The organism is Serratia sp. BNK-23 (genome assembly GCF_047456145.1).
In the GTDB taxonomy this organism is placed as follows: domain Bacteria; phylum Pseudomonadota; class Gammaproteobacteria; order Enterobacterales; family Enterobacteriaceae; genus Serratia; species Serratia nematodiphila.
In genome coordinates, this window is the sequence record NZ_CP179900.1 from 2,662,144 (window position 1) to 2,688,074 (window position 25,931).

Sequence of the window (25,931 nt, forward strand, 5' to 3'; positions counted from 1 at the left end):
CTGACAATTCCTCACGTTAGCCCATTTCCCGGCCAAAAAAAAATCAAATCGCGCCACCCCGATCGCCAGATGTGCGGAAAGCCGAATACCCCTATCATTAAGGCGTATTACCCTCGCATCGAATCAGGTAGAATGCTCGGCTATCATTTTTGCCGCGCCCGCAGTATGGCGCATCGAAACTGCCGCAGGCGCGGCGCAGAAGGTATCGTTACTCTATGAAGTTCAGGCCGGTATCACCCACATCCGCCAAAGGCTTACACATCGCCAGCTCGCCTTTCACCCACAACCAGCAAAGCACCAGCCGCATTATGCTATGGGTCATGTTGGCGTGCATTCCCGGCATTGCGGCGCAGATTTGGTTTTTCGGCTACGGCGTGCTGATTCAGGTGGCGCTGGCGGCGATCGTCGCGCTGGCTGCAGAAGGCGCGATCCTCAAGCTGCGCAAGCTGCCGGTGCGCAGCCGGCTGGCGGATAACTCCGCCCTGCTGACCGCGCTGCTGCTCGGCATCAGCCTGCCGCCGCTGGCGCCGTGGTGGATGATCGTCATCGGCACCTTCTTCGCCATCGTTATCGCCAAACAGCTGTATGGCGGCCTCGGGCAGAACCCGTTCAACCCGGCGATGGTCGGTTACGTAGTGCTGCTCATCTCCTTCCCGGTGCAGATGACCAGTTGGCTGCCGCCGGATGAACTGCGCGCCGCCGCGCTTTCGCTCCACGACACGCTGCTGGCGATTTTCAGCGGCCATACCGCACAGGGCGCGACGCTGCACGAACTGCAGATGGGCGTGGACGGCATCAGCCAGGCCACGCCGCTCGACGGCTTCAAAACCGGCCTGCGCAGCGGCCACAGCGTGGAACAGGTGTTGCAGCAGCCGCTGTTCGGCGGCGCGCTGGCCGGTATCGGCTGGCAGTGGGTCAACTTCGGTTTCCTGGCCGGCGGCCTGTTTATGCTGGCGCGCCGCCTGATCCATTGGCAAATCCCTTTCAGCATGTTGGCCGCCATCGCCTTCTGTTCCGGTCTGGCCTGGTGGATCGATCCGGCGCATCAGGCTTCACCGATGATCCACCTGTTCTCCGGCGCCAGCATGCTGGGTGCGTTCTTTATCGCCACCGATCCGGTCAGCGCCTCCACCACGCCGAAGGGCCGCTTAATCTACGGCGCGCTGATCGGCGTGCTGGTCTGGCTGATCCGCGTCTATGGCGGCTACCCTGATGGTGTGGCCTTCGCCGTGCTGCTCGCCAACATCACCGTCCCGTTAATCGACCACTACACGCAGCCGCGCGTGTACGGCCATCGCTAAGGAGCCGCCATGCTGAATTCCATGAGAAAGCACGGCACCACGCTGGCGGTGTTTGCGGCGGTCACCACCGGCCTGACCGCCGTAGTTTACGCCCTGACGAAAACCACCATCGCCCATCAGGCGGCGCTGCAGCAAAAAGCGCTGCTCGATCAGGTGGTACCGCCGGAAAACTACGACAACATCATGCAGAACGAATGCCTGCTGGTCAGCGATCCGGCGCTGGGCGACGGCGCGCCGCACCGCTTGTACCTGGCGCGCAAAAACGGGCAGCCGACGGCCGCCGCGCTGGAAACCACCGCGCCGGACGGCTACTCAGGCGCCATCAAGCTGCTGGTCGGCGCCGATTTCAACGGCACGGTGCTCGGCACCCGGGTGATTGAACACCACGAAACGCCTGGGCTGGGTGACAAAATTGAACTGCGCATTTCCGACTGGATTTCCTTCTTCAGCGGCAAGAAAATCGACGGCCCGGACGACAAACGCTGGGCGGTGAAGAAAGACGGCGGCATGTTCGACCAGTTCACCGGCGCGACCATCACCCCGCGGGCGGTGGTCAATGCGGTGCGCCGCACGGCGTTGTATATGGAAACGCTGCCGCCTAAACTTGAAAGCTTACCTGCGTGTGGAGCCGCCGAATGAGTGAAGCCAAAGAATTGATCGTTCAGGGGTTGTGGAAAAACAACTCCGCCCTGGTGCAGTTGCTGGGCATGTGTCCGTTGCTGGCGGTGACCTCCACCGTCACCAACGCGCTGGGCCTGGGGCTGGCCACCACGCTGGTGCTGACGCTGACCAACGCCTCCATCTCCGCGGTGCGCCGCTGGGTGCCAAGCGAAGTGCGTATTCCGATCTACGTGATGATCATCGCCGCGGTGGTGAGCATCGTGCAGATGCTGATCAACGCCTATGCCTTCGGCCTGTATCAGTCGCTCGGCATCTTTATTCCATTGATCGTGACCAACTGCATCGTGGTCGGCCGCGCCGAAGCGGTGGCCGCCAAGAAGCCGGTCGGCCTCTCGGCGCTGGACGGCATGGCCATCGGCCTTGGCGCCACCGGCGTGATGGTGACGCTGGGCTCGATGCGCGAACTGTTGGGCAACGGTACGCTGTTCGACGGCGCCGACCAACTGCTGGGCGGCTGGGCCAAGTCGCTGCGCATCGAAGTGGTGCATTTCGACAGCCCATTCCTGCTGGCGATGCTGCCGCCGGGCGCCTTTATCGGCCTGGGGCTGCTGCTGGCGGTCAAGTATCTGATCGACGAAAAAATGAAGGCGCGCAAAGCCCGCGCCGTGGCGGCGGAACCGCTGCTGGAACAAGGACGTGCTGAGAAGGCCTGATGAACAAGCAGAAGCGACTGGAAATTCTGACCCGGCTGCGCGACAACAACCCGCACCCGACCACCGAGCTGGTGTACACCACGCCGTTTGAACTGCTGATTGCCGTGCTGCTGTCTGCGCAGGCCACCGACGTGAGCGTCAACAAGGCGACCGCCAGACTTTACCCGGTCGCCAACACCCCCGCCGCCATGCTGGCGCTGGGGGTTGATGGCGTCAAGGAGTACATCAAGACCATCGGCCTGTTCAACAGCAAGGCCGAAAACGTGATCAAAACCTGCCGTATGCTGCTGGAGCTGCACGGCGGCGAAGTGCCGGAAGATCGCGCCGCGCTGGAAGCGCTGCCGGGAGTCGGCCGCAAGACCGCCAACGTGGTGCTCAATACCGCCTTCGGCTGGGCGACCATCGCCGTGGACACCCACATCTTCCGGGTGTGCAACCGCACCCACTTCGCGCCTGGCAAGAACGTCGATCAGGTGGAAGAGAAGCTGTTGAAGGTGGTGCCCGCCGAATTCAAGGTCGATTGCCACCACTGGCTGATCCTGCACGGGCGCTACACCTGCATCGCGCGCAAACCGCGCTGCGGCTCCTGCATCATCGAAGATCTGTGCGAGTATAAAGAGAAGGTTTATCCGGAATCCTGAGTCTGACGGGTGCGGCAAACCGCACCCGTCGCCGCCACTCCCCCCGCCAGCGCCTCTTTTTTATCGGAAATGTGATATCGCGCAGCAGTAACCCCGGCGTTATCGCGGTTTTCAGTGAAAAACTCAGTGCCGCGTTATTTTCAAGCGAAAAATTAGTCAAAAATTGCGGTGAACGTCACGCTTTCAGGATCACAAGGCGTTCACAAATGCCAGTCCCGTTTTCCTAAATTTCTATAATTTTACAAAACGCTGCATATGCACAACATTCCAATGGATTAACAACCACACATACACTGATGCGCTAAAAAATAGCAATTCAGCAGAATATATCCCTGTTTAAAATCCGTATAGCTTTTAATCAAAACAAAAAATCGGCAAACCATTAAAACCCGAAAGTTAATACTGCATAACATTTGCAACATCGCAGCATAATCCTGCGAGCGTTAAATGTAACCGAATATGACAAACTGCTTGCCACGTTGACAAAGATAGTGAACATTAACCGCCGTCCCCATCCTATAACAACGCAAAAGGATGCCGTTCCGCATCAACTTTTGTACTTTCCCGTCCTCCAAAGACGGGCTGCGAAAAAACAGAGGTACCAGTGTCAACAGCAAACAACCAACACCCGGAGAGCGTTAGCCTTAACGCGTTCAAACAACCGAAAGCGTTCTACCTGATCTTCTCGATCGAACTGTGGGAGCGTTTCGGCTATTACGGCCTGCAGGGCATCATGGCGGTTTATCTGGTCAAGATGCTCGGCATGAGCGAAGCCGATTCCATCACCCTGTTCTCTTCTTTCAGCGCCCTGGTATACGGCTTCGTCGCCATCGGCGGCTGGCTGGGCGACAAGGTGCTGGGCGCCAAACGCGTGATCGTGCTCGGCGCACTGGTGCTGGCCGCCGGTTACGCCATGGTGGCCTACTCCGGCCACGACATCTTCTGGGTTTACATGGGCATGGCGACCATCGCCGTGGGCAGCGGCCTGTTCAAGGCTAACCCGTCCTCCCTGCTGTCCACCTGCTATGAGAAAGATGACCCGCGCATCGACGGCGCTTTCACCATGTACTACATGTCGGTGAACATCGGTTCCTTCTTCTCCATGCTGGCCACCCCGTGGCTGGCGGCGAAATACGGCTGGAGCGTGGCGTTCTCCCTGAGCGTGGTCGGCATGCTGATCACCCTGGTCAACTTTATGATGTGCCACAAGTGGGTGAAGGAAAACGGCTCCAGACCTGACTTCAAGCCGCTGCATCTGCCGAAGCTGCTGATGGTGCTGGTCGGCATCGTGGCGTTGATCGCCGTGTCCAGCTGGCTGCTGCACAACCAGGTGATCGCGCGCTGGGCGTTGGCCCTCGTTTCCGCCGGTATCGTTCTGGTGTTCGCCAAGGAAACCTTCGCCCTGCACGGCGCCGCACGCCGCAAGATGATCGTCGCCTTCCTGCTGATGCTGGAAGCGGTGGTGTTCTTCGTGCTGTACAGCCAGATGCCAACCTCGCTGAACTTCTTCGCCATCCATAACGTGGAACACAGCATCTTCGGCGTCGCCTTCGAGCCGGAGCAGTATCAGGCGCTGAACCCGTTCTGGATCATGCTCGCCAGCCCGATTCTGGCCGCGCTGTATAACAAAATGGGCGATCGCCTGCCGATGCCGCACAAGTTCGCTTTCGGCATGATCCTCTGCTCCTGCGCCTTCCTGGTGCTGCCATGGGGCGCCAGCTTCGCCAACGAACAGGGCATCGTGTCGGTCAACTGGCTGATCCTTAGCTACGCGCTGCAGAGCATCGGCGAGCTGATGATTTCCGGCCTGGGTCTGGCGATGGTGGCACAGCTGGTGCCACAGCGTCTGATGGGCTTCATCATGGGCTCCTGGTTCCTGACTACCGCCGCCGCCGCGCTGATCGCCGGTAAGGTTGCCGGTCTGACCGCCGTGCCAAGCGACATCAACGACGCGCACGCTTCGCTGGCCATCTACAGCCATGTGTTTATGCAGATCGGCATCGTCACCGCCGTCATCGCTATCCTGATGATGCTGACCGCGCCGAAGCTGTACCGCATGACGCTGGACACCACCGAAGACGCCAATCGGCAAGCGCAGGAAGCCACTGCGGCTCGCTGACCGCCGGCGGATTGAGCGTAAATAAAAACACCGGGGTTAACGCCCCGGTGTTTTTTTATGCCGCAAGAAAAAGGCTTACGCTGACTTGGGTTTGCCGCTCAGGTTGGCCCACATGAATTCGCTTACCAGTGCGCTGTGGAACGCCGCCTGCTGCTTGTCGGCGGCGGCGCTGTGCCCGCCTTCGGTATTTTCATAGAAATAGGCCTGCTGATACCCCATCGCCTGCATGCGCGCCGCCATTTTGCGGGCGTGGGCCGGGTTGACCCGATCATCGCTGGTCGCGGTATAGAACAGCACCGGCGGGTAGGCCGTCTGCGCCTGAATGTTGTGGTATGGCGAGAAGGTCTTGATGTAGGTCCACTCCTCCGGCTTGCTCGGATCGCCGTATTCGGCGATCCACGACGCGCCGGCGGAAAGCTGGGTATAGCGCTGCATGTCCAGCAGCGGCACTTCGCAGACGATGCAGCCGAACAGCTGCGGATACAGCGTCAGCATATTGCCCACCAGCAGGCCGCCGTTGCTGCCGCCGCGTGCGCCGAGATGCGGCGCCGAGGTCACCTTGCGTGCGATGAGATCTTCGGCCACGGCGGCGAAATCCTCATAGGCGCGATGGCGGTTCTGCTTGAGCGCCGCCTGATGCCAGGCCGGGCCGTATTCGCCGCCGCCGCGGATGTTGGCCACCACGTACACCCCGCCGCGCTCCAGCCAGGCCGGCGCCTTGCCGCCGAGATAGCCCGGCAACAGCGGCACTTCAAACCCGCCGTAGCCATACAGCAGCGTCGGCGTGCTGCCGTCCAGCTTGAGATCTTTGGCGGCGATCTGGAAATACGGCACGCGGGTGCCGTCCTTGGAGCGCGCGAAATGCTGGCTGACCTGATAGCCGGCGGCGTCAAAGTCCTGCGGCGCCTGTTTCAGCAGCGTCGCCTCACCGCCGTCGAGATTGCCCATATACAGCGAGGTCGGCTGCAGGAACCCGCTGACGGTCAGGAAATAGGCGTTGCTCTCTTCGTCGATGCCGCCGGCGGAAAGGGTGCTGATGGCGCCGGGGTTGCCCAGCGGACGACGCTGCCAGCTGCCGCCCTGCGGCGTCAGCACCTCCAGCCGGTTGACCACGTTATCCATGATGCTGAGGATCAGGTGATCGCGGGTGCCGCTGTAGCCGCTCAGCGCCTGCTCCGCCGTCGGGGTAAACAGCAGCTGCAGCTCGCGCTTGCCCGCCAGATAGTCATCGAAGTTGGCCGCCAGCAGCGCGCCGGACGGATAACGCTTGCCGCCCACTTCCCAGTCGCTGCTCGGTTTGATCAGCAGCCATTCCCGATGTGTGTCCAGCTCGGCGTCGGCCGGGATGTCGATTTTTTTCTGCCGACCATCCTGAGCCAGCAAGAAATAGTCACGGCGATAGAAGTCCAGGCTGCGGCCGACGAAATCGCGCTCAAAGCCCGGCGTGCGGTCGTGATAGGCGAAGACCGCCATGTCTTCGGGCTGCGCTTCGTACAGCGTTTCGGCGGCGCTCAGCGGCGTGCCGCGCCGCCAGCGTTTGGCGATGCGCGCGTAGCCGGACTGGGTCATCGAGCCGGGGCCGAAATCGGTGGCGATGAACAGCGTGTCCCGATCGACCCAGGAAACCCGGCTTTTCGCCACCGGCACGTTGAAACCGTCTTTGACGAAACGTTTGGCAACCAGATCGAATTCGCGGATTTCGGTGGCGTCACCGCCGTCCGGCGACAGCTGCATCAGGCAATAACGGTATTCCGGCGCCAGCGGTTGCGAGCCCTGATAAACCCAATCCTTGCCCTCGGCTTTGCCCAACGCATCGATATCCAGCACCGTCTCCCAGGCCGGTTTGGCCTTGCGGTACTCGTCCAGCGTGGTGCGCCGCAGCAGGCCACGCGGGTTGGCCTGATCCTGCCAGAAGTTGTAATAGTACTTGCCGCGTTTGCTCACCCACGGGATCTGGGTGTCTTTATTGAGGATATCCAGGACTTCGCGCTCAATGCGCTGAAAGTCTTCGCCCTGACCGAAACGTGCCACGGTGCGCTGATTTTCCTGCTGCACCCATTGCAGCGCTTTTTTACCCTGCAGCTCTTCCAGCCACAGGAATTCATCGCCGGCGGCCGCGCCGCCCTCCGCCGCCATCGCCAGGCGGATACTGTTGGGTAATGAAGTCATCGCGAATACGGCTCCTGCGGTTTGCGCACTGAGTTTAATGAACTGACGTCGATTGGTGACCGGCAAAATCAAGCTCCTTTTGAGTCGGCTGCAACGCCGCCCCGTCATGGGCGACAGCCTGTGAAATAAGAGTCATTTTCAACAAGGTAGGCGTTTGGCGGCGCGGAGTCAAAGCCCATGGCCGCCGCGTTGAATCAGGATTGAGGATAGTGGATCAGATCGTGGATGCGCACCGTTTGCGAACCGGCGTTGCGGTAAGCGTGCGGCCGATCGGCCTGAAAGCGCATCGCCTCGCCGGCCGCCAGGCTGTGCCAAGCGCCGTCTATCGCCAATTCTAATCGGCCGCTGATCACGATCACATGCTCGATCACGCCCGGCTCATGCGGCGACGATTCGCTGAGCGCACCCGGCGCGAGATCGATGACGAACATATCGAAACCCAGCTGGCGATCGTAGGGAAACAGCGGCACCACGCGCATGTCGGCGTTGTCCTGATCGTATACCGGCAGATCGCCATAGCGGTGCAACGTCGCCTGCTGCTGGGCGGGTGAGGCCTCAAGAAAGGCGGAAAACGCCACGTTGAAACCGGTGGCGATCTTCCACAGCGTCGCCACCGTCGGGCTGGACTCGCCGCGTTCAATCTGCCCGAGCATCGCCTTGCTGACGCCGGTGTATTCCGCCGCCTGCGTCAGGCTCCAGCCGCGCTGTGCGCGCAGCGTGCGAAGGGTGTGCGCCAAATGGCCGGCCAGTTCCTGCATCCTGTTCTCCTCTGCGTATCGTGCCCGATTATACCCGCTTGTGCGCTATAGCGCACGGTGCTATGCTGATTTCTTGCCGTGCGTTATAACGCACAACCACCGATTGGAGCTGCTCATGCGCCCTGCCGTCACCCTGCGTCATCTGACCCTGCCCGCCATCATGGCCGGCTTTGTCGCCGTTCTGGTCGGTTACACCAGCTCTGCCGCCATCATTTTCCAGGCCGCCGCCGCCGCGGGCGCTACGCCGGCGCAGATCGGCGGCTGGCTGAGCACACTTGGGATCGCAATGGGCGTCACTTCCCTCGGGCTGTCGCTTTACTATCGCACCCCGATCCTCACCGCCTGGTCGACGCCCGGCGCGGCGCTGCTGGTCACCAGCCTGCCCGGCACGCCGATCAACGAGGCGATCGGGGTGTTTATCTTCGCATCGGGACTGATCCTGCTGTGCGGCGTCACCGGGCTGTTCGCTCGCCTGATGGATTATATTCCGCAGGCGATTTCCGCCGCGATGCTGGCGGGGATCCTGCTGCGTTTCGGGCTGGACGCCTTCGCTTCGCTGCAGCTCAATTTCCTCCTCAGCGCCGGTATGGGGCTGGCCTATCTGCTCAGCCGCCGTTACCTGCCGCGCTACGCCATCGTATTGACGCTGGCGATTGGGCTGGCGATCGCCGCGCTGCAGGGCGATATCCAGCTGACGCAACAGACGCCGGCGTTCGCCGTGCCGGAATTTATCGCGCCGCATTTCAGCTGGCCGACGCTGCTCGGCATCGGCGTGCCCTTCTTCGTGGTGACCATGGCTTCACAAAACGCTCCCGGGATCGCTACGCTGCAGGCGGCGGGTTACCGTGTCCCCACCTCACCGCTGATCGCCTGGACGGCGCTGACCGCGCTGCTGCTGGCGCCATTCGGCGGTTTCTCGGTGTGCATCGCCGCCATTACCGCCGCCATTTGCATGGGGCCGGACGTGCATCCCGATCCGCAGCGGCGCTATATGGGCGCGGTGGCCGCCGGCGGTTTCTACCTGCTGGCCGGGCTGTTCGGCGGCGCCATCGGCCTGCTGTTCAGCGCGTTGCCGGTCGCCCTGATCCACACCATCGCCGGGCTGGCGTTGCTCGGCACCATCGGCGGCAGCCTGCAACGCGCGCTGCATGATGAAAAACAGCGCGACGCGGCGCTGATCGCCTTCCTCATCACCGCTTCCGGCGTCACGCTGCTCGGCATCGGTTCGGCCTTCTGGGGCATTGTCGGCGGCGCCATCGCCCATCTGCTGCTGTCGCTGCCGCGGCGAACCTCCGAGGCGTAACGGGCGGTCTACATTGACAAGCGACGCCGTGGCTCCTTCACTTTCTCTGTCGTCTAACTGTCAATTCACCTAATAAGTGACACCGTCACCAAGGAAGCTTATGACTGAGAAAGCCGCGCTGTTGGCTCAGCGCCTGATACGCAATGTCGAACAGGTAGAGATGAAACATGACCGGCGGCCGCCGTTGTATGACAGCGTCGGCGCCCGTCTCGGCACCGGCACCGCCGCCGACAAGCTGGGCGCCTCTTTCGATTGTGTGGCGCCGGGCATGCGTTCCTGCCCCTACCATTTTCACTACGCTCAGGAGGAAATGTTCATCATTCTGGAGGGCAGCGGTACGCTGCGAGTGGCCGGAGAAATGCTGCCGATCGTCAGCGGGGATGTCATTTTCATTCCGCCGGGCCCGGAATACCCGCACCAGATCATCAACACTTCCGATGCGCCGCTGAAGTACCTGTCCGTCAGCACGCGCGAACAGCCGGAGCTGGTGATGTACCCGGATTCCGGCAAATACCAGGCGATGGCGCGCAGCGCAGACGGCGAGCAGGTGCGCTACCTGCAGCGCCCTTCAACCTCGCTCGATTACTGGCAGGATGAACCCTGAATCGCCGTCCGGCAACGGGATATCCAACGCGCGCGCCGCCAGTTCGGCCACGCGAAAGTCAATGTCAGCCGCCTGCCCGTCTTCCATGAACCAGGCGGCGGAGAGCCCCGACCAGGCCAGGATCCATTGCAGCAAGCGCCGGCGATCTAACCCGGCCAACCGGCACACCTGTTCCACGCGGCGCTGGAAAATGGCCGGATCGGTGGCGATACCGTAGTTGGGATTGCAGAAGATATTGGCGTAATCGAAGCCCCGTTCACCGTACAAACGCTTGGGGTCGATCGCCAGCCAGCCGCGTTCGCCGAAGTCGAGCACATTGTCATGGTGGATATCGCCGTGCAGCACGCTTTCTTCTCGCGGGCTGCTCAGCAATTCCGCCGCCGTTGTGGCGCTGAGGCGCAGCATGCCGCCGTGCGCCTGCGCCGCCGGCCACAGCGAGCTGAACCACTCCTGCAGCGGGATCAATTCGGGCAGCGGTGCCTCTCGCGGCGCATGCAAGGCGGCGATCGCCCGGCACAGGATCTGCGTGGCCTGTTCATCGTCGCCATCACGCACCAACTGCGCCAACGAACCTTCGCCCTGCGCGCGCTCCAGCAGAATGCCGTCGTCGTGCCACGCCAGCACCAGCGCGGCGCCTTCCCCGCGCCACCAGCACATCAGCCGGCCACCGAAGCGCTCCTCCTGCTCGCGGGCGATCTTCAGCATGGCGGCCTCGCCCCGGTAACGCACCGGCATCAGCAGACTGCTGTGGGTTTCGAAGGCTTTGCCATCCTGTTCCAGTTGCCAGCGTTGCAGGTAGGGAGTAAAAATCGGGTTCATCGTCTCATGCGTCCTTGTGGCCGAGCTGCGCCGCACTGTCACATTCGGGTGAAGACGACGTATAAAATAAAGAGGGATGATACTCTCAAATATCATCGGTGCGCGGCGCCTGGCCGCCGTTTCTTCAGTATCCTAACCAAGTTTGTCGATTTTATTAACCGGTCTTGCGCGGGGTTTGACCATGACATCATTAAAACGCACGAATTATCCGCAGTTGCCGACGCCGGGCGGCCCCTATGTGCATGCGGTGCGCCACGGCGATCGCTTATACGTTTCCGGCTTGACGGCCTACGCCACCGACGCTCAGGGATTGAGCGCGCCGGAGCAAACGCAGGAGATCCTCGAACAGCTGGCCACCATTGCCGCCAGCGAAGGCGTCAACCTCAAGGCATTGATTAAAATCAGCGTGTTCCTGACCGACATCGCCGATCTGGCGGGCGTGCGCCCGGTGCTGTTTGACTATTTCGATGGCGCGCTGCCGGCCTGTTCACTGATGGCGGTCAGCGCGTTGTTCTCACCCGCGGTGTGTGTGGAAATAGAGGCGGTGATGGCGTTGCAGTAATGCGCGGCTAGAGCGCGCCCTCATCCGGCACGCAGGGGCCGATCTTGAACCAGGCTTTGGCGATCCTCCCCTGTTCCACTTCATAGATGGCGATGACATCCATTTTGCCGCGCCCCTGCGGGAAATTGCGCGTCACCACTTCCTGATCGACCACCATATTGCCTACCGCCATGCGTTTTATCCGTTCGCCATACAGACTCGGCTCCTGGAAACGCACCAGATGCCGTTCACGGATCGCCGCCTTGCCGCTGGCCAGCAGCGTGTCTGGATGCTCGTAATACTGGGCGTCGTCCGCCCAGCAGGCCATAAAGGCCTCGATGTCGCGGGCGTTATAGGCGTCAAGCTGTTGTTGAACCACATCCTGCGGGCGTGCCGTTTTATCGTTCATCACATCCTCCTGCCGAAGTTAACCGCCGCATGCGTCGAACCCATCACGTTAACCGCCCAGTGCTACAGCTTGATGACACGGCGAATTATGAATAAAAACCCAAAAATAACGAATAAATAACCTATCATGCCCAATGAACAATTCAAGCGCCCACGCATAAATTTTCTGCACCGCGCCAGGGGCGGTGAAAACCGCATGACGCCGCGCGTTAATCTTTGCGACGGTGAGGGAAATTCTGCTAATTTAGCGTGAACAGCCTGACGATAACGAAACGCTATGCAGCAAAAACCGGTGTTGGACGAAGCCAGACAGCTAAAACGACTCAACGCCGCCACGCGGCGCCAATCCCATATGTACAAATGGATCGCGCTGATTGCGGCGCTGGATGCGCTGTTGGTGTTTTGGTATGACCGGGATATGCGCAACGTCACCTTCTCGGGAGCGGTTGCGCTGGTGTGCGGCTATTTGTGGATCCGCGATCGCAACAAGGCCCGGGGTTACCGGCGCGAGTTTGACCGCAAATTCGGCAAGCGCAGCGGCGATTAAGGCTGCATCGCCTCCAGCACTTTAGCACTGTCGACGATCTGCACGAACTTCACGATTTTGCCGGCGCGCAGCGTATAAATATGCGCAAAAGAGGCGCTGAAGGATTTGCCGGTGGCCCGGTAGGTGCCGTGATAAAAACCCTGAGCGATCACGTTGTCGCCGGCGTCGTAAAAGTGATCGACGTCGGCGCGGTAACCTTGCCATTCGCTGCCCAGGCGCTGATGCACGTTCTTGATGATGTTCTCCGGGCCGATATAGGTACCGGCGTAAGGGAAACCGGCGGCTTCGGTCCACTCGGCATCGGGGGCCAGCGCCGCCAGCAGATTGCGGCCGTTTTCTTCGGAGCTGCCTTCATAGGTTGCGCGCACTATTTCAAGAGGGGTTGGCATGTCTCTTCTCCCATGGCTGATGAGGATATTCCGGCCATCCCCGCGGACACAGGCTCTCACCAAGCGGAGACGGCGGAATTCGGCTATTCTAGGTTGCTTGTTTCGCTGCAAAAACCGCAGTTATGACAATAGTGGGTTGCACTTTAGTAAACAATAGCCGTTTTACTGTCATCCTCCCGGCATCCGGCACGGCTATGCTGATTGACCGATTTCCCCCAACAGGAGCTGAACGTGTCTTTACCCTCGCTGACGCAAGAGCTGTTACAACCGTTTTCCCCCTACCAGGCGCTGGCACAAACGTTGCTGCCGCTCACCCTCGAGTCGGACGACGGTTCGCATGACGTCGCGCACCTGCACCGGGTCTGGAAGAACTGCCGTCGGATCAGCAAGCAGGAAGGCGGCGACCGGCGCATTCTCTGCGCGGCGGTGCTGCTGCACGACGCCGTCGCGGTGGAAAAGAATTCGCCGCAGCGCCATCTGGCCTCGCGCATGGCGGCAGAGCAAGCCACGCTGACGCTGGCCCGGCTGGAATGGGCGCCGGCGGACATCGCGGCGGTGGCTCACGCCATTGAAGCGCACAGTTTTTCCGCCGGCATCCCGCCGCAAACGCTGGAGGCGAAGATCCTGCAGGATGCTGATCGCCTCGACGCTATCGGCCTTATCGGCGTGGCGCGCTGCTTCTATATCGGCGGCCGCATGCGCAGCGCGCTGTATGACGCCGCCGATCCGCGGGCCGAACATCGTCAATACGACGACAAGCGTTTCTGCCTCGACCACTTCGAAACCAAACTGTTCAAGCTGCAAGACGGCTTCCAGACCGCCGCCGGGCGGCAGATGGCCGAACAGCGCACCGAACGCATGCGGCGCTTTGTCGACGATCTGCTGGAGGAGGTGTAATGCCGGCCTACGGGGCATTTTCGTTATGCCCATAACATTTTCGGTCATATAACGCCGCTAAACTGTAAGTCAACTTCACCGAACGGGCGGCACAGATGAAAAAGTTGACGTTGAAAGAGATGACGGAAAGCGAACAGCGGGAAGTGAAAACCGAATTGGACAAGGCGCGTAAAAGCCATGGCAGGCCGCTGACCAACGCCGAACAGCACAAGGTCAAGGATGAAGTGGTGGCGCGCATCATGGCCGCCAGAGCGAAGCTCGCCAAGGCGGAGCGTGCAGAACGCAAAGCCAACCGCTACCGGCCAAGTGGCGACACTTTCAGTTGGTCTGCCACCATCGGCTCCCGCCCGCCGCGCTGAGCCAACCCTCCCCGCCGCGGCGGGGATTTTTATTTATTAGCCAAACTCATCCTCACCGGCGAATCATGAATAACAATGTTATCAATCTGTTGTAAATTGACAGCCTGATGAAGAATATTCATTATCACCCCACTTCCCCTTTTCGCGAGACTGCCATGGCCTACCCACGCAACGCTGATATTCTGATGACGCCTGCGTTGCCCCTTGGCAGTTTGGCGGCGGTTACATCAAAGAAACAGACGCTCATTTGACCGGGGCGCGCTGTCCCGTCAGATGAGCTGACTGGATGGCACGCAACGCCCCGCCTTCAATTTTCTCATCTGGCTTCTCTGTCGGTCACACAGAAGGAATATTTTATGGCCTCATTTTCGGGTATTTGGGTGGCGATGGTTACCCCTTTCAATCACGACGCCGTCGACCTGCCGGCGGTGCAACGCCTGGCGCGGCACCTGCTCGACGCCGGCATCGATGGTCTGGTGGTCTGCGGCTCCACCGGTGAAGCCGCCGCGCTGAGCAAAGAAGAACAGCTGGCGGTGCTCGACGCCGTATTGGAAGTGGCGCCTGCACGCCAGGTGGTGATGGGCCTTTCCGGCAATAACATGGCCGCCACGCTGCAAATGCAGCAGGCCATTCAGCTGCGCGACATCGCCGGCGTGCTGATCCCGGCGCCTTACTACATCCGCCCTTCGCAATGCGGCCTGATCGACTATTTTACCCAGTTGGCCGACGCCTCCACCGTGCCGGTGATCCTGTACAACATTCCGCAGCGCACCGGCATCGCCATGGAGCTGGCCACGCTGCGCCGGCTCGCACGCCATCCGCGCATCACCGCCATCAAGGACTGCGGCGGCAACCCTGACACCACCATGGCGCTGATCGCCGATGGCGAAATCGATGTGATGACCGGGGAAGACAATCTGATCCTCACCACGCTGTGCCTCGGTGGCACCGGCGCCATCTCCGCCGCCGCGCATGTTCACCCGGAACGTTTCGTCCAGTTGGTGCAGCAGGTCACCGCCGGCGATCTGGCTGCGGCGCGCAGCAACTTCTATGAGCTGCTGCCGATGATCCACCAGATGTTCAGCTTCCCGAATCCGGCGCCGGTCAAGACGGTGCTGGCCCAGCAGGGGCTGATCGCCAACGAGTTGCGTTCGCCGATGCAGGTGGCGCCGCCGGCGCTGCAGCAGCAGATCGCCGCGACGCTGGCGCAGCTGCAGCCCGCCGAGGCGATCGTCGGTTAAATTTGTTAGCTAAGCCGCTGTAATTTTGGTGCTATGGGACTACGATGAGAGGTTAAGCATGCCCGTCATTCGTCATCAACAAGGAGCTTCCGATGAAACTGTTCTATAAAGCCGGCGCCTGTTCGCTGTCCCCGCATATCGTGCTGCGTGAGGCAGGGCTGGATTTTACGGCGGAGAAGGTCGATCTGGCGCAGAAGAAAACCGAGAGCGGCGCCGATTACCTCGCCATCAACCCCAAGGGACAGGTCCCGGCGCTGCTGCTGGATGACGGCAGCCTGCTGACCGAAGGCGTGGCGATCGTGCAATATCTGGCGGACCGTGTGCCGGATCGCAACCTAATCCCGGCGGCGGGCACCCTGTCGCGCTACCACGCGATCGAATGGCTGAACTACATTGCCACCGAGCTGCACAAAGGATTCAGCCCGCTGTTCAACCCGAAAACGCCCGAGGAATACAAAACCATCGCGCGCGCCAGGCTGGAGCAACAGTTCAGCTATCTGGATTCGGTGCTGGCGAAGCAGCACTTCCTGTTGGGAAACCGTTTCAGCGTGGCCGACGCCTATCTGTTCACCGTGTTGCGTTGGGCGTTCGCCCTGCAGTTCGACGTGCGCAAACACGCCCATCTGGCGGCCTGGTTCGATCGCGTTGCGGCGCGCCCGGCGGTGGATGCGGCGCTGAACGCCGAAGGATTGAAGTAAACATTCGGCCCCGGTGGCTATCGCCGGGGCCCGTTGCACTTACAGTTTTACCGCTTTGAACTCGCTGCGCGGTTGCACGATCCGATCCTGCGCCGCCACTACCTGCAGTTCGTACTCGCCCATCGCCTGCGTGGTCAGCATCACCTCATACACGGCGGCGGTCACGTGCTCCAGTGCTTTATCCAGCGCCTCACCCTTCAGCAGATCCACCAGCAGCAGACCACTGGTCAAATCGCCGACGCCGACCGGTTGACGCGCGCCGAAGTCCACCAGCGGCCGGCTGATGTGCCAAGCCTCGTCCGCCGTCACCAGCAGCATTTCAAAACAGTCGGCGTGATAGCCGGCCCGGGCCAGATGCTTGACCAGCACCAGCCGCGGCCCTTTGGCGATCAGCGCGCGGGCGGCCTGCACCGCATCGGCCACGTTGGCGACGGCCATCTGGCTCAGCATCTCCAACTCCAGCAGGTTCGGCGCCATCATGTCGCTGCACGGCAGCGCCTGGCAGCAGTGAAACTCGGCCACGCCCGGCGCCACGATGCAGCCTTTTTCCGGATGTCCCATCACCGGATCGCAGAAATACCAGGCATTCGGGTTCGCCTGCTTAACCTGGCGCACGATCTCCAGAATATGGTCGCCCTGCTCCGGCGAACCGATATAGCCACTCAACACCGCATCACAGCGCTTCAGTTGATCGATATTGGCGATGCCCTGCGCGATCTCGGTCAGGTGATTGGCCGGCATGACGCAGCCGGTCCACTGGCCGTATTGCGTATGGTTGGAGAACTGTACCGTGTTCAGCGGCCAGACGTTGACGCCCATGCGGCGCATCGGAAATTCAGCCGCACTGTTGCCGGCGTGACCAAACACCACGTGCGACTGGATAGAAAGAATGTTTTTCATCGACAGAACTCGTTCGGAATACGGCAGCCGGGCGGCTGCGCAAAAATAAAGGGGCCGCCAGGGCCCCTTACCGTTATTATTCGCTTACTGCCAATCCACCAGGCAGTAATGCTTTTTGCCGCGGCGCAGCAGCGTGTAGCGGCCGAACAGACGGTCTGAATCGCTGAAGCGGTATTCGGCATCGGACTGCTTCTCGCCGTTGATGGTTACCGCGTTGGAGCCGATCATGGTGCGTGCCTGGCCGCGTGACGGTACCAGCTCGGCATTCACCAGCGCCTGCTGCAGATCGGCGTCGCGGTCCAGTTTGATGGTCGGCATGCCGTCCTGCGCCAGCTGGGCGAAGTCCGCTTCGGTCATGTCGTGCAGCGCACCGGAGAACAGACTCTGGGTGATGCGCTTGGCGGCCGCCAGGCCTTCCGCACCGTGCACCATGCCGGTCACTTCTTCCGCCAGCACGTACTGGGCGCGCGGCGCCTTGCCGCTGTTTTTGTCTTCTTCTTCCAGCGCGTTGATGTCTTCCAGGCTCATAAAGGTGAAGAATTTCAGGAAGCGGTAAACGTCGGCGTCGGCGGTGTTGATCCAGAACTGGTAGAACTTGTACGGGCTGGTTTTTTCCGGCGCCAGCCAGACCGCGCCGCCCTCGGTTTTACCGAACTTGGTGCCGTCGGCTTTGGTGATCAACGGCACGGTCAGGCCGAACACCTGCTTCTGATGCTGACGACGCGTCAGATCGATACCCGAGGTGATGTTGCCCCACTGATCGGAACCGCCGATCTGCAGCTCCACCTGGTGGCGGTTGTACAGTTCGGAGAAATCGAAGCCCTGCAGCAGGTTGTAGGAGAACTCGGTGAAGGAGATGCCGGAGTCGTCACGATTCAGACGCTGCTTGACCGCTTCCTTGTTGATCATCTGGTTGACGGAGAAGTGCTTGCCGATATCACGCAGGAAGGTCAGCACGTTCATGCCGCCGAACCAGTCGTAGTTGTTGGCCGCGATAGCGCTGTTGCTGCCGCAGTCGAAATCGAGGAACGGGGAAACCTGTTTGCGGATCTTCTCGACCCACTCGTTCACCGTATCGGTGGTGTTCAACTTGCGCTCCGCCGCTTTGAAGCTCGGATCGCCGATGAGGCCGGTGGCGCCGCCCACCAACGCTACCGGCTTGTGGCCGGCCAGCTGGAAGCGCTTCAGGCACAACAGAGGAACCAGATGGCCCAAATGCAAGCTGTCAGCGGTCGGATCGAAACCGCAATACAGTGCAATTGGCCCTTGCGCCAGTCGCTCCGCTAACGCTTCCTCATCCGTAACCTGGGCAACGAGGCCCCGCTCTTGCAGTTGTTTAATCAAGTTGCTGCTTGCCATCAATGACTCCATGTATAAACGAATGCACCTTTGCCGGTACACGGCCTTTCGCCCAGTGGCGAAATAAAAATTCAGGGTAGCGCATAGAATAAAGCGCCGGCGGCGTCAGCACCAGCGCTTAGAGGGGGATTTTACGTCTTCAAGGTGCCAGTCGGTCAATTTTCCAGTCATTCCCGTCCCGCTGATACAGGAAACGGTCATGCAGGCGGTGGGCGCCACCCTGCCAGAACTCGACGGAGTCGAATTTCACGCGGAATCCGCCCCAGAAACTCGGCAACGGCACCTCGCCCTGCTGGAACTTTTGCTTCAACTCGAGGAATTTGCTTTCCAGCACGCCACGCGCGGAAATGCGTGACGACTGCTGCGACACCCAGGCGCCGATTTGGCTGTCCTTCGGCCGGCTATGGAAATACTTCAGCACGTCGAGGGTCGACAGGCGCTCCGCCTGACCGAGGAAAATCACCTGGCGATCGAGCATGTGCCAGGGGAACAGCAGGCTGATATGCGGGTTGTGCGCCAGCTGCTGCGCCTTGCGGCTGCCGAGGTTGGTGTAAAACACCAACCCCTGCTCATCGAAATGCTTCAGCAGCACGATGCGCTGATACGGCTGGCCGCGTTCGTCGACGGTGGCGACGCACATGGCGGTCGGATCGGCCAGGCGCGCGTCGCAGGCCTGTTTCAGCCAACGCTCGAACAGCTCGAGCGGATTGGCGGTCAGATCGTTGCGGCGCAGGCCGCCTCGGGTATATTCACGGCGCAGGTCCGCAACATCAAACTCATTCTTTTCAATCATCTGGGTTATCGACCAACTGAAAAATCCGTCGTTACATTCTGCGCCTGCGGCGCCAGGAACTCAATCGCTCCGACGCCGCCGCTGACCGTCACTCCGTCAACACGCAGTCGCTCATGACTACCTTGCCGTTGCGCTCAAGATAGGCATTGCGGTCTTTCGACCAAAAAGTGTATTTGCCGTCGCTGTATTTGGCGCCGGTCAGCGCCAGCACCTGCTTGAGATGCAGCTGCTCGCCATCCATCAGCAGGCTGACTTCGCTCGCCTTGCCGTCGAGCGCCACCGTCAGCGGCGTAGTGCCGCACTGGTAGTGCATCGTCTGGCTGCTCTGCGGCAGGATGTAGCTGCAGCCGGACAGCGCCAGCGCGCCGGCGACGAAAATGACTTTTTTCATGCTGTTGCTCCTTAGAAAAATCCTTCACAGGCTATCCTAACAGAGCTAACGGCCCCCCAATGGCAAAACCGGATAAATCCCACCCAGCACCGTTTCACGGCTGGCGCCGGTTACCGAAGGCAGGTTGCCGGCCTGGCCGGACAGCGTACGGAAGGCCAGCCAGGCAAAGGCCAACGCCTCCATGTCGTCACCGCTGACGCCGAAATCGTCGGTCAGCCCGACCTCAGTGCCCGGCAGCAGCGCCGACAAACGCGCCATCAGCAGCGTGTTGCGTGCCCCGCCGCCGCACACCAACAGACGCTCGCCCCCGCCGGCCAGCTGCACCTGTTCGCTAATGCTGACGGCGGTCAGCTCCGTCAGCGTGGCCTGCACGTCGACCGGCGCAATCGCCGGTAGTCCGGCCAGCTGCCGCTCCAGCCAAGCGATATTGAAATACTCGCGGCCGGTGCTTTTCGGCGCCGGTTGCGCGAAGTACGGATCCGCCAGCATCTGCTGCAACAACGGCAAGCAGACTCGCCCCTGCATCGCCCAGCCGCCGTCCTGATCATAAGGCTGCGCGCGGTGGCGCCACACCCAGGCGTCCATCAGCATGTTGCCCGGCCCGGTATCGAAACCGCGCACCGCCGTACCGGGCAACAGCAGAGAGAGGTTGGCGATGCCGCCGACGTTTAGCACCATGCGCCGCTCGACGGGATGCCCCAGCAGCGCCTGATGAAACGCCGGCACCAGCGGGGCACCCTGCCCGCCGTACGCCATGTCGCGCCGGCGGAAATCGCCGACGGTGGTGATATTGGTCAGCGCGGCGATGCGGTTGTTATCGCCGAGCTGCATCGAGAAACGCGCGTCACCTTCCGGTTCGTGCCATACCGTCTGGCCGTGGCAGCCGATAGCGGTGATATGATCCGCGTCAATGCCGGTTTGCTTCAGCAGGCCGAGCACCGCCTCGCCAAACAGCGTGCCCAGCTGTGCGTCCAGCCGGCCGACGGCGGCCAGCGTGGTTTGCTGCCCCTGGCACATCCCCAGGATCTCTTTTTTCAGCGCGATCGGCATCGGATGGCTATAGCTGGCCTGCTGCGCCACCATGCGATCGTCAATCGCGGCCAATACCACATCGATTCCGTCCAGACTGGTGCCGGACATGACGCCTATATAGCGGCCTGACTTCATAGCAACATCCTCTAACCCGCACGGTAAGCAAATTTTATCCTGACAAATAAACCAGAATTGACGAATTAACGCCATGAATTATGATGCTTTTTTTACGCGCCGTGAGCCAGATGCGTCTCTGTGGCACATTTTATGTGTTAAACCGTGCGTTAACCGGCAACGGAATGTCGGTGAGGCTGTCATAAAGGTAAACCGCGGTTTATTATTGGTTGAACAGAGAAAAGTTAAGCTGCGTGCAGCGATGAGGCATGGCGCTGTATCAACTTTCAGCCATACTTTGTCTATCATTTTCACTGAATCTTGCCTGGTGAGCATTGCCAGGTTATGGACTACTACCATCAGGAGTTTTATATGATCAAGCGTCTTCTCGTCGTTGCCGTCGCCGCCGTTACGTTGGCTGGGTGTGCCAATGAATCCATGTCCGGCGATGTCTACTCGTCCTCGCAGGCCAAGCAGGTGCAGAACGTCACTTACGGGACGCTGGTTTCCGTGCGTCCGGTTAAAATTCAGGGCGGCGAAGGCTCCAACGCCTTGGGGATGATCGGCGGCGCGGTAATTGGTGGGTTGTTGGGCAACACCGTTGGCGGCGGCACCGGCCGTACGTTGGCTACCGCGGCGGGCGCTATCGCCGGCGGCGCGGCGGGCAACAGCATCGGTGAAGTGGCCGGTCGTACCTCAGGCTACGAGCTGGAAATCAAAACCGACCAGAAAGAGAACATCGTGGTGGTGCAGAAAGCAGGCGACACCAAGTTCAGCCCGGGTCAGCGCGTGCGCATGGCGCGCATGGGCGACACCATCACCGTCTCTCCGCTGTAAGTCAGCAGGCGGCACACGGCAAACCGGAGGCAATCGCCTCCGGTTTTATTTCTGATGCTGTGAAACTGTAATCGTAGAAAAATAAGAATATTATTATTTGTTCTGCAGTTCGGTGATATTTTGTTCTAACTTGCCAATCAGCCCTACCAACAGATGCACTTCGTCGGCGGTAATGCCGCTTAAAATCTCACTGCGTGTAGACGTGATCACACTGTCCACTTCCCTGATGATCGGATCGGCCGCTTCGGTCAGCTTGATGCGCTTCGCGCGGCGATCGTTGGCACAGGTGTGACGCGTGATCAGCCCCTTCTCCTCCAATTGGTCCAGCGTGCGAACCAGTGACGGTTGCTCGATACCGATCGCCTTGGCCAATTGGATTTGCGACTGCTCCGGCGGCAAACGATTGATATTGTGCAAAGTGACCCAGTGCGTTTGGGTCAGCTCCAACGGCTTGAGCCGATGATCGATGAGCGCGCGCCAAACACGAACTAATCGTGCTAAATCTGAACCTAATGTTGACTCCACTTCCCCCTCCTTATAATTAGCATGCTAACATTACCTCCCAGAGTTTAGACTATTTTGGGTAACTCACATTAAAAACACAAATGTATATAATGTATATTGTGGAAATAGCCACTATTTTCGGCCGTTATCGTTTAATCGTTATGCAAATATTCAACATATTCACCCTTAGGGATTGTTAATGTGAATACATCATGGTTACACACCTCATCCCCCTTACCCGATTTGGTCCTGGGGGCATCGCTTTATTTTCCACCTATATTTAAAGCTTTTTTACTAGGACTGGTCTTATGGCTGCTGATTCATCAACTGCTGAGAGACTGGATGTATTCCGGTGAAATCTGGCATCCCATGTTGATGGACCTGTCCATTTTCGTTCTGACCGTCAGCGGTTCCTTATGGATTTTAGCGAGTTGGTAACCCATGCAGCATAAAACATTAAAATACTTCTCTACGGTGATCGTCTGCGCCATTGCCGTCTGCGCCGGTTGGTGGCTCTGGAATTATTATATGCAATCCCCATGGACCCGTGATGGAAAAGTGCGCGCCGAACTCGTCAATATCACCCCTGAAGTCTCTGGAAGATTAGAGAAAATAAGCGCGAATGACAATCAGTTCGTACCTGCGGGAAGTCTGATTTTTACCCTCGACCCGGTGCCCTACCAGATCGCGCTGGACAATGCCGAGGCCGCGGTGGCAAAAGCGCAATCGGATCTGGCCAAGGCAGACCACGAAGCCGCCCGACGCCGCGGGTTGCCGCGCAACGTTATTTCCGCTGAAGATTTGGACGAGTCCAATTTAGCCGCTCAGGCAATGAAGGCCGCCTATAAAGCCGCCCTGGCCAACCTGGAACAGGCCAAATGGAATTTGAGCAAAACTAAAATTTACGCGCCGACCGACGGTTATATCACCAATCTGCAGGCGCGGGTCGGGAACTACGCCAACGCCGGCACGCCTTTGGTCGCGTTGGTGGATGTCCATTCGTTTTATGTACTCGGTTATTTCGAAGAAACCAAGCTGAAACATATAAAAGAAGGCAATAAAGCCGATATTGTCTTATATAACGGCAACACCCCGCTGCAGGGAGAAGTAGAGAGTATCGGCCGCGCCATTTACGATCAGAGCGTTGACAGCAACAACGATCTATTAATGGATGTTAAGCCCAATGTTCCCTGGGTGCGTTTGGCTCAGCGCGTGCCGGTGCGGATAAAATTGCTCAACGTGCCCGCCGATTTGACGCTGGTTGCCGGCACCACCTGCACCATTTCGATTCATCAGCGGAACTAAAGTGTGAACCTGCCCTTTCTGGAGTGGAGCCGTACCCCCTGGGGTAGGGCGACCGGCGGCCAATGGCGCTATGCGCTGCGCAACTCGCTGGCGATGTGTCTGGCGCTGTGGGTCGCGTTCGTGCTCGAACTCGACGAACCCTATTGGGCGCTTACCTCCGCCGCGGTGGTGAGCTTCCCCACCATCGGCGGCGTGATCAGCAAAAGCATCGGCCGCATCTTCGGCAGCCTGGTGGGCGCCGCCGCCTCGGTGGCGATCGCCGGCCACTGCCTGAACGATCCCTGGCTGTTTACGCTGTTCATCGCCGCCTGGATCGGGTTGTGCACCTACGTCTCCAACCATTACCAAAACAACGTCTCTTATGCCTTCGCGCTGGCGGGCTATACCGCCGCCATCATCGCCTTCGGCACGGTCAACGTCACCGATACCCAGCAGATCTTCGACATCGCCCAGGCGCGAGTTTGCGAAGTGATCACCGGCATTCTGTGCGGCGGGTTGATGATGATGATCCTGCCCAGCACCTCCGACGGCGAAGCCCTGATGACCTCGCTGCGGCGCATGCAACTGCGCCTGCTGGAGCACGCCGCCATGCTGTGGCAGCCGGAGGTCACCGCGCAGATGCGCACCTCGCACGAAGGGGTCATCGGCCAGATCCTGACCATGAACCTGCTGCGCATTCAGGCATTCTGGAGCCACTACCGGCTGCGGCGGCAAAATAACCTGCTCAACTATCTGCTGCACCAGCAGCTGCGCATTACCAGCGTCATCTCCAGCCTGCGCCGCATGCTGCTGAACTGGCCGGATCGCCCCGTCAATCTGATGCCGGTGCTGACGCAACTGCTGGACGAGCTGCGCGATCCCGCCACCGATAAATATCGCTTGGCGCGCCTGCTCCAGCAGATCGCGCCGCACGATCCCGCGGACTATCGCCATCGCGCCTTCTGGCTGCGGTTGCGCGATTTCTGTTGGCTTTACCTGCGCTGCAGCCGCTGGCTGCGGCGGTTGGAAAGCGCCACGGCGGTCAGCGATCTCCAACCGCCGCGCGCCACTTCGCTGGCGCGCCATACCGACAGCTATGAAGCCGCCTACAATGGCCTGCGCACCTTTTTGTGCATCGTGATCGGCTGCGCCTACTGGATCAACACGCAATGGGACGCCGGCAGCGCGGCGCTGACGCTCACCGCCATCAGCTGCGTGCTCTACTCCTCCACGCCTTCGCCGATCAACAGCGTCAGCACCTTGCTCAAGGCGGTGCTGCTGCTCTCGGTCGCCTGCTTCGTGGTGAAATTCGGTTTGATGATCCAGATTGACGATTTCTGGGTGTTCTGCGCCTTCCTGTTCCCGATCCTGGTGACCATGCAGATGCTCAAGCTGCAGAACCCGCCTTATGCCGCGCTTTGGGGGCAGCTGATCGTCTTTATGGGCTCGTTTCTGACCGTCAGCAATCCGCCGAGCTATGACTACCAGTCCTTTATCAATGACAACATCGCTAAAGTCGTCGGCGTGCTGCTGGCCGGGCTGGCGTTTCAGATCCTGCGCCCCAGCTCGGACAAACGCAAAAGCCGCCGCATTATCCGCGCGCTGCGGCGCGACTTTATCGATCAGTTGAGCAAACGGCCGCAGCAGAGCGAAAGCCAGTTTGAATCGCTGATCTACCATCGCATCAGCCAGCTCAATCAAAGTCAGGATCAGGAGGCGCGCACCTGGTTACTGCGCTGGGGCGTGGTGCTGCTCAACTGCAGCCATATCGTCTGGCAACTGCGCGACTGGCAAACCCGATCAGATCCGCTGTCGGCGGTGCGCAACGTCTGTATCCACTGCCTGCGCGGCATCATGACGGAGAAAGGCGTGCAGCACAGTTCGCTGGACGCCACGCTGCAGGAATTGCTGCGCATGAGCAACGCGCTGGCGCACCACCCGGAACAGGCGGCGCGCGATCTGGCCGGCCTGATTTGGCGGCTCTACTGCTCGCTGCAGCAGTTGCAACAGGCGATGGGCCAGCCCGCCGCCGCACCGGCCGTTAGCGGCGGGTGATCACTTGATCACGCCGCAGGCGAAGCGCGCACCGCCGCCGCCGAGCGGCTGTGGATGATCCGAGTGGTTATCGCCGCCGGCGTGCACCATCAGCGCCTTGCCCTCAATTTCGCTGATTTTTTTCAGCCGCGGCGCCAACACCGGATCGTTCGCCATGCCGTCGGCGGTCACATAGATGGCCGGCAAATCGCCCAGATGCCCGTCGGCATAGGGTCCGAGGTGTTTCCCGGTTTTTTGCGGATCAAAATGCCCGCCAGCCGCCAGCGCCGCCACCGCCTTGCCGTCCTTCATGCCCGGCTCGCAGCTGCCTTTCTCATGCACATGGAAACCGTGCACCCCGGCCGGCAAGGCTTTCAGGCTCGGCGTGAACAGTAAGCCGTAAGGCGTTTCGCTGATGGCCACTTTGCCGATATCCTGACCGATACCCTGCCCGGTCACCAAATTCATCTCAACGTCGACCGTCGCCGCCTGAGCGGCCCCGCAGGCCATCAGGCCAAGCGCCGCATACCAATAACGTTTCATCAATCAGTCTCC

29 protein-coding genes are annotated in these 25,931 nt (G+C 60.2%); 17 read left to right on the forward strand and 12 right to left on the reverse strand.

Going from position 1 to position 25,931, the window contains the following annotated elements; genetic code table 11:
• Window positions 1-215: 215 nt before the first annotated feature.
• The 5 genes from rsxD to dtpA all read left to right on the forward strand — a co-directional run bounded on the left by rsxD (window position 216) and on the right by dtpA (window position 5,395).
• Window positions 216-1,301, forward strand: a complete 1,086-nt coding sequence (gene rsxD / locus ACMGF9_RS12535; protein WP_414160266.1) for an electron transport complex subunit RsxD — start codon at window positions 216-218, stop codon at window positions 1,299-1,301.
• 9 nt (window positions 1,302-1,310) lie between these two features.
• On the forward strand, window positions 1,311-1,940 hold the full coding sequence (gene rsxG / locus ACMGF9_RS12540; protein WP_015377750.1) for an electron transport complex subunit RsxG: 630 nt from the start codon (window positions 1,311-1,313) through the stop codon (window positions 1,938-1,940).
• Window positions 1,937-2,635 (forward strand): electron transport complex subunit E, encoded by a 699-nt coding sequence (locus ACMGF9_RS12545; protein ID WP_004938409.1) that lies wholly within the window; start codon window positions 1,937-1,939, stop codon window positions 2,633-2,635. Before rsxG ends, ACMGF9_RS12545 begins: the two co-directional genes overlap by 4 nt.
• Window positions 2,635-3,276, forward strand: a complete 642-nt coding sequence (gene nth, locus ACMGF9_RS12550; protein ID WP_004938407.1) for an endonuclease III — start codon at window positions 2,635-2,637, stop codon at window positions 3,274-3,276. Before ACMGF9_RS12545 ends, nth begins: the two co-directional genes overlap by 1 nt.
• Window positions 3,277-3,880: 604 nt before the next feature.
• The gene (gene dtpA / locus ACMGF9_RS12555) at window positions 3,881-5,395 is read left to right on the forward strand and encodes a dipeptide/tripeptide permease DtpA (RefSeq protein WP_021505447.1); all 1,515 of its coding nucleotides are present in this window, start codon (window positions 3,881-3,883) and stop codon (window positions 5,393-5,395) included.
• A gap of 75 nt (window positions 5,396-5,470) precedes the next feature.
• On the opposite strand, the gene ACMGF9_RS12560 is transcribed toward dtpA, so the two are convergent.
• A complete protein-coding gene (locus ACMGF9_RS12560) occupies window positions 5,471-7,564 on the reverse strand; it encodes a prolyl oligopeptidase family serine peptidase (protein ID WP_088381534.1) in 2,094 nt (697 codons plus the stop codon).
• Between the two features lie 194 nt (window positions 7,565-7,758).
• Window positions 7,759-8,322, reverse strand: coding sequence for a helix-turn-helix domain-containing protein (locus ACMGF9_RS12565; RefSeq protein ID WP_015377747.1), 564 nt, complete (start codon window positions 8,320-8,322; stop codon window positions 7,759-7,761).
• A 115-nt stretch (window positions 8,323-8,437) separates the two neighbouring features.
• Between ACMGF9_RS12565 and ACMGF9_RS12570 the strand changes: the two genes are divergently transcribed.
• The gene (locus tag ACMGF9_RS12570; RefSeq protein ID WP_118911586.1) at window positions 8,438-9,625 is read left to right on the forward strand and encodes a benzoate/H(+) symporter BenE family transporter; all 1,188 of its coding nucleotides are present in this window, start codon (window positions 8,438-8,440) and stop codon (window positions 9,623-9,625) included.
• A gap of 100 nt (window positions 9,626-9,725) precedes the next feature.
• Complete coding sequence (locus ACMGF9_RS12575; protein ID WP_004938395.1) at window positions 9,726-10,229, forward strand: cupin domain-containing protein; 504 nt, start codon at window positions 9,726-9,728, stop codon at window positions 10,227-10,229.
• Here the strand turns inward: ACMGF9_RS12575 and ACMGF9_RS12580 are convergent.
• Entirely contained in the window at window positions 10,194-11,039 is an 846-nt protein-coding gene (locus ACMGF9_RS12580; protein ID WP_370456260.1) for an aminoglycoside phosphotransferase family protein, read from the reverse strand. The two genes, ACMGF9_RS12575 and ACMGF9_RS12580, sit on opposite strands and share 36 nt — an antisense overlap.
• Before the next feature lie 190 nt (window positions 11,040-11,229).
• Here ACMGF9_RS12580 and ACMGF9_RS12585 point away from each other — a divergent pair, with 190 nt between their 5' ends.
• A complete protein-coding gene (locus ACMGF9_RS12585; protein ID WP_015377745.1) occupies window positions 11,230-11,610 on the forward strand; it encodes a RidA family protein in 381 nt (126 codons plus the stop codon).
• Between the two features lie 7 nt (window positions 11,611-11,617).
• On the opposite strand, the gene ACMGF9_RS12590 is transcribed toward ACMGF9_RS12585, so the two are convergent.
• The gene (locus ACMGF9_RS12590) at window positions 11,618-11,998 is read right to left on the reverse strand and encodes a nuclear transport factor 2 family protein (RefSeq protein ID WP_015377744.1); all 381 of its coding nucleotides are present in this window, start codon (window positions 11,996-11,998) and stop codon (window positions 11,618-11,620) included.
• Between the two features lie 276 nt (window positions 11,999-12,274).
• Between ACMGF9_RS12590 and ACMGF9_RS12595 the strand changes: the two genes are divergently transcribed.
• Window positions 12,275-12,544: a hypothetical protein gene (locus ACMGF9_RS12595; RefSeq protein ID WP_004938382.1), complete on the forward strand. Its 270-nt coding sequence runs from the start codon at window positions 12,275-12,277 to the stop codon at window positions 12,542-12,544.
• Here the strand turns inward: ACMGF9_RS12595 and ACMGF9_RS12600 are convergent.
• On the reverse strand, window positions 12,541-12,933 hold the full coding sequence (locus ACMGF9_RS12600; RefSeq protein WP_004938379.1) for a nuclear transport factor 2 family protein: 393 nt from the start codon (window positions 12,931-12,933) through the stop codon (window positions 12,541-12,543). The genes ACMGF9_RS12595 and ACMGF9_RS12600 overlap by 4 nt on opposite strands.
• 201 nt (window positions 12,934-13,134) lie before the next feature.
• On the opposite strand from ACMGF9_RS12600, the gene ACMGF9_RS12605 reads away from it, so the two are divergent.
• The 4 genes from ACMGF9_RS12605 to gstA all read left to right on the forward strand — a co-directional run bounded on the left by ACMGF9_RS12605 (window position 13,135) and on the right by gstA (window position 16,128).
• A complete protein-coding gene (locus ACMGF9_RS12605) occupies window positions 13,135-13,830 on the forward strand; it encodes an HD domain-containing protein (protein ID WP_021505451.1) in 696 nt (231 codons plus the stop codon).
• Between the two features lie 95 nt (window positions 13,831-13,925).
• On the forward strand, window positions 13,926-14,189 hold the full coding sequence (locus ACMGF9_RS12610; protein ID WP_004938373.1) for a DUF3811 domain-containing protein: 264 nt from the start codon (window positions 13,926-13,928) through the stop codon (window positions 14,187-14,189).
• 356 nt (window positions 14,190-14,545) lie between these two features.
• Window positions 14,546-15,430, forward strand: a complete 885-nt coding sequence (gene dapA / locus ACMGF9_RS12615; RefSeq protein WP_021505452.1) for a 4-hydroxy-tetrahydrodipicolinate synthase — start codon at window positions 14,546-14,548, stop codon at window positions 15,428-15,430.
• 92 nt (window positions 15,431-15,522) lie between these two features.
• The gene (gene gstA / locus ACMGF9_RS12620; protein WP_004938367.1) at window positions 15,523-16,128 is read left to right on the forward strand and encodes a glutathione transferase GstA; all 606 of its coding nucleotides are present in this window, start codon (window positions 15,523-15,525) and stop codon (window positions 16,126-16,128) included.
• 39 nt (window positions 16,129-16,167) lie between these two features.
• Here the strand turns inward: gstA and pdxY are convergent, their stop codons facing one another.
• The 5 genes from pdxY to anmK form a co-directional block, all read right to left on the reverse strand.
• Window positions 16,168-17,028: a pyridoxal kinase PdxY gene (gene pdxY / locus ACMGF9_RS12625; RefSeq protein ID WP_021505453.1), complete on the reverse strand. Its 861-nt coding sequence runs from the start codon at window positions 17,026-17,028 to the stop codon at window positions 16,168-16,170.
• A gap of 84 nt (window positions 17,029-17,112) precedes the next feature.
• Window positions 17,113-18,387 carry a tyrosine--tRNA ligase gene (gene tyrS / locus ACMGF9_RS12630; protein ID WP_021505454.1) on the reverse strand — a complete coding sequence of 425 codons (1,275 nt, stop codon included), beginning with the start codon at window positions 18,385-18,387 and terminating at the stop codon, window positions 17,113-17,115.
• A gap of 139 nt (window positions 18,388-18,526) precedes the next feature.
• Window positions 18,527-19,180: a pyridoxamine 5'-phosphate oxidase gene (gene pdxH / locus ACMGF9_RS12635; protein WP_021505455.1), complete on the reverse strand. Its 654-nt coding sequence runs from the start codon at window positions 19,178-19,180 to the stop codon at window positions 18,527-18,529.
• Window positions 19,181-19,268: 88 nt separating this feature from the next.
• Window positions 19,269-19,571 carry an MliC family protein gene (locus ACMGF9_RS12640; RefSeq protein ID WP_004931294.1) on the reverse strand — a complete coding sequence of 101 codons (303 nt, stop codon included), beginning with the start codon at window positions 19,569-19,571 and terminating at the stop codon, window positions 19,269-19,271.
• 45 nt (window positions 19,572-19,616) lie between these two features.
• Window positions 19,617-20,738, reverse strand: coding sequence for an anhydro-N-acetylmuramic acid kinase (gene anmK, locus ACMGF9_RS12645; RefSeq protein ID WP_021505456.1), 1,122 nt, complete (start codon window positions 20,736-20,738; stop codon window positions 19,617-19,619).
• Window positions 20,739-21,089: 351 nt separating this feature from the next.
• On the opposite strand from anmK, the gene ACMGF9_RS12650 reads away from it, so the two are divergent.
• Window positions 21,090-21,554: a glycine zipper 2TM domain-containing protein gene (locus tag ACMGF9_RS12650; protein ID WP_025159710.1), complete on the forward strand. Its 465-nt coding sequence runs from the start codon at window positions 21,090-21,092 to the stop codon at window positions 21,552-21,554.
• Window positions 21,555-21,647: 93 nt separating this feature from the next.
• Here the strand turns inward: ACMGF9_RS12650 and slyA are convergent, their stop codons facing one another.
• Entirely contained in the window at window positions 21,648-22,079 is a 432-nt protein-coding gene (slyA, locus tag ACMGF9_RS12655; RefSeq protein ID WP_004931301.1) for a transcriptional regulator SlyA, read from the reverse strand.
• A gap of 180 nt (window positions 22,080-22,259) precedes the next feature.
• Here slyA and ACMGF9_RS12660 point away from each other — a divergent pair, with 180 nt between their 5' ends.
• From ACMGF9_RS12660 to ACMGF9_RS12670, 3 genes are read left to right on the forward strand one after another with little or no spacing between them, the layout of a single operon-like run.
• Complete coding sequence (locus tag ACMGF9_RS12660; protein ID WP_004931303.1) at window positions 22,260-22,496, forward strand: DUF1656 domain-containing protein; 237 nt, start codon at window positions 22,260-22,262, stop codon at window positions 22,494-22,496.
• A gap of 3 nt (window positions 22,497-22,499) precedes the next feature.
• A complete protein-coding gene (locus ACMGF9_RS12665) occupies window positions 22,500-23,363 on the forward strand; it encodes an HlyD family secretion protein (RefSeq protein ID WP_015377735.1) in 864 nt (287 codons plus the stop codon).
• Window positions 23,364-23,366: 3 nt separating this feature from the next.
• Window positions 23,367-25,397 (forward strand): FUSC family protein, encoded by a 2,031-nt coding sequence (locus ACMGF9_RS12670; protein ID WP_021505458.1) that lies wholly within the window; start codon window positions 23,367-23,369, stop codon window positions 25,395-25,397.
• Here the strand turns inward: ACMGF9_RS12670 and sodC are convergent, their stop codons facing one another.
• Window positions 25,398-25,919: a superoxide dismutase family protein gene (sodC, locus tag ACMGF9_RS12675; RefSeq protein WP_015377733.1), complete on the reverse strand. Its 522-nt coding sequence runs from the start codon at window positions 25,917-25,919 to the stop codon at window positions 25,398-25,400. It abuts the gene before it with no gap.
• Window positions 25,920-25,931: the final 12 nt, after the last annotated feature.

Bases quoted from the DNA above. Each gene is read 5' to 3' on its own strand.
- tyrS (WP_021505454.1), bottom strand. From the start codon at position 18,387: ATGGCAAGCAGCAACTTGATTAAACAACTGCAAGAGCGGGGCCTCGTT.
- ACMGF9_RS12590 (WP_015377744.1), bottom strand. From the start codon at position 11,998: ATGAACGATAAAACGGCACGCCCGCAGGATGTGGTTCAACAACAGCTT.
- nth (WP_004938407.1), top strand. From the start codon at position 2,635: ATGAACAAGCAGAAGCGACTGGAAATTCTGACCCGGCTGCGCGACAAC.
- ACMGF9_RS12560 (WP_088381534.1), bottom strand. From the start codon at position 7,564: ATGACTTCATTACCCAACAGTATCCGCCTGGCGATGGCGGCGGAGGGC.
- gstA (WP_004938367.1), top strand. From the start codon at position 15,523: ATGAAACTGTTCTATAAAGCCGGCGCCTGTTCGCTGTCCCCGCATATC.
- ACMGF9_RS12640 (WP_004931294.1), bottom strand. From the start codon at position 19,571: ATGAAAAAAGTCATTTTCGTCGCCGGCGCGCTGGCGCTGTCCGGCTGC.
- ACMGF9_RS12610 (WP_004938373.1), top strand. From the start codon at position 13,926: ATGAAAAAGTTGACGTTGAAAGAGATGACGGAAAGCGAACAGCGGGAA.
- ACMGF9_RS12650 (WP_025159710.1), top strand. From the start codon at position 21,090: ATGATCAAGCGTCTTCTCGTCGTTGCCGTCGCCGCCGTTACGTTGGCT.
- sodC (WP_015377733.1), bottom strand. From the start codon at position 25,919: ATGAAACGTTATTGGTATGCGGCGCTTGGCCTGATGGCCTGCGGGGCC.
- ACMGF9_RS12665 (WP_015377735.1), top strand. From the start codon at position 22,500: ATGCAGCATAAAACATTAAAATACTTCTCTACGGTGATCGTCTGCGCC.
- rsxG (WP_015377750.1), top strand. From the start codon at position 1,311: ATGCTGAATTCCATGAGAAAGCACGGCACCACGCTGGCGGTGTTTGCG.
- dapA (WP_021505452.1), top strand. From the start codon at position 14,546: ATGGCCTCATTTTCGGGTATTTGGGTGGCGATGGTTACCCCTTTCAAT.
- rsxD (WP_414160266.1), top strand. From the start codon at position 216: ATGAAGTTCAGGCCGGTATCACCCACATCCGCCAAAGGCTTACACATC.
- ACMGF9_RS12575 (WP_004938395.1), top strand. From the start codon at position 9,726: ATGACTGAGAAAGCCGCGCTGTTGGCTCAGCGCCTGATACGCAATGTC.
- anmK (WP_021505456.1), bottom strand. From the start codon at position 20,738: ATGAAGTCAGGCCGCTATATAGGCGTCATGTCCGGCACCAGTCTGGAC.
- ACMGF9_RS12600 (WP_004938379.1), bottom strand. From the start codon at position 12,933: ATGCCAACCCCTCTTGAAATAGTGCGCGCAACCTATGAAGGCAGCTCC.
- ACMGF9_RS12585 (WP_015377745.1), top strand. From the start codon at position 11,230: ATGACATCATTAAAACGCACGAATTATCCGCAGTTGCCGACGCCGGGC.
- pdxY (WP_021505453.1), bottom strand. From the start codon at position 17,028: ATGAAAAACATTCTTTCTATCCAGTCGCACGTGGTGTTTGGTCACGCC.
- ACMGF9_RS12570 (WP_118911586.1), top strand. From the start codon at position 8,438: ATGCGCCCTGCCGTCACCCTGCGTCATCTGACCCTGCCCGCCATCATG.
- pdxH (WP_021505455.1), bottom strand. From the start codon at position 19,180: ATGATTGAAAAGAATGAGTTTGATGTTGCGGACCTGCGCCGTGAATAT.
- ACMGF9_RS12595 (WP_004938382.1), top strand. From the start codon at position 12,275: ATGCAGCAAAAACCGGTGTTGGACGAAGCCAGACAGCTAAAACGACTC.
- ACMGF9_RS12565 (WP_015377747.1), bottom strand. From the start codon at position 8,322: ATGCAGGAACTGGCCGGCCATTTGGCGCACACCCTTCGCACGCTGCGC.
- ACMGF9_RS12545 (WP_004938409.1), top strand. From the start codon at position 1,937: ATGAGTGAAGCCAAAGAATTGATCGTTCAGGGGTTGTGGAAAAACAAC.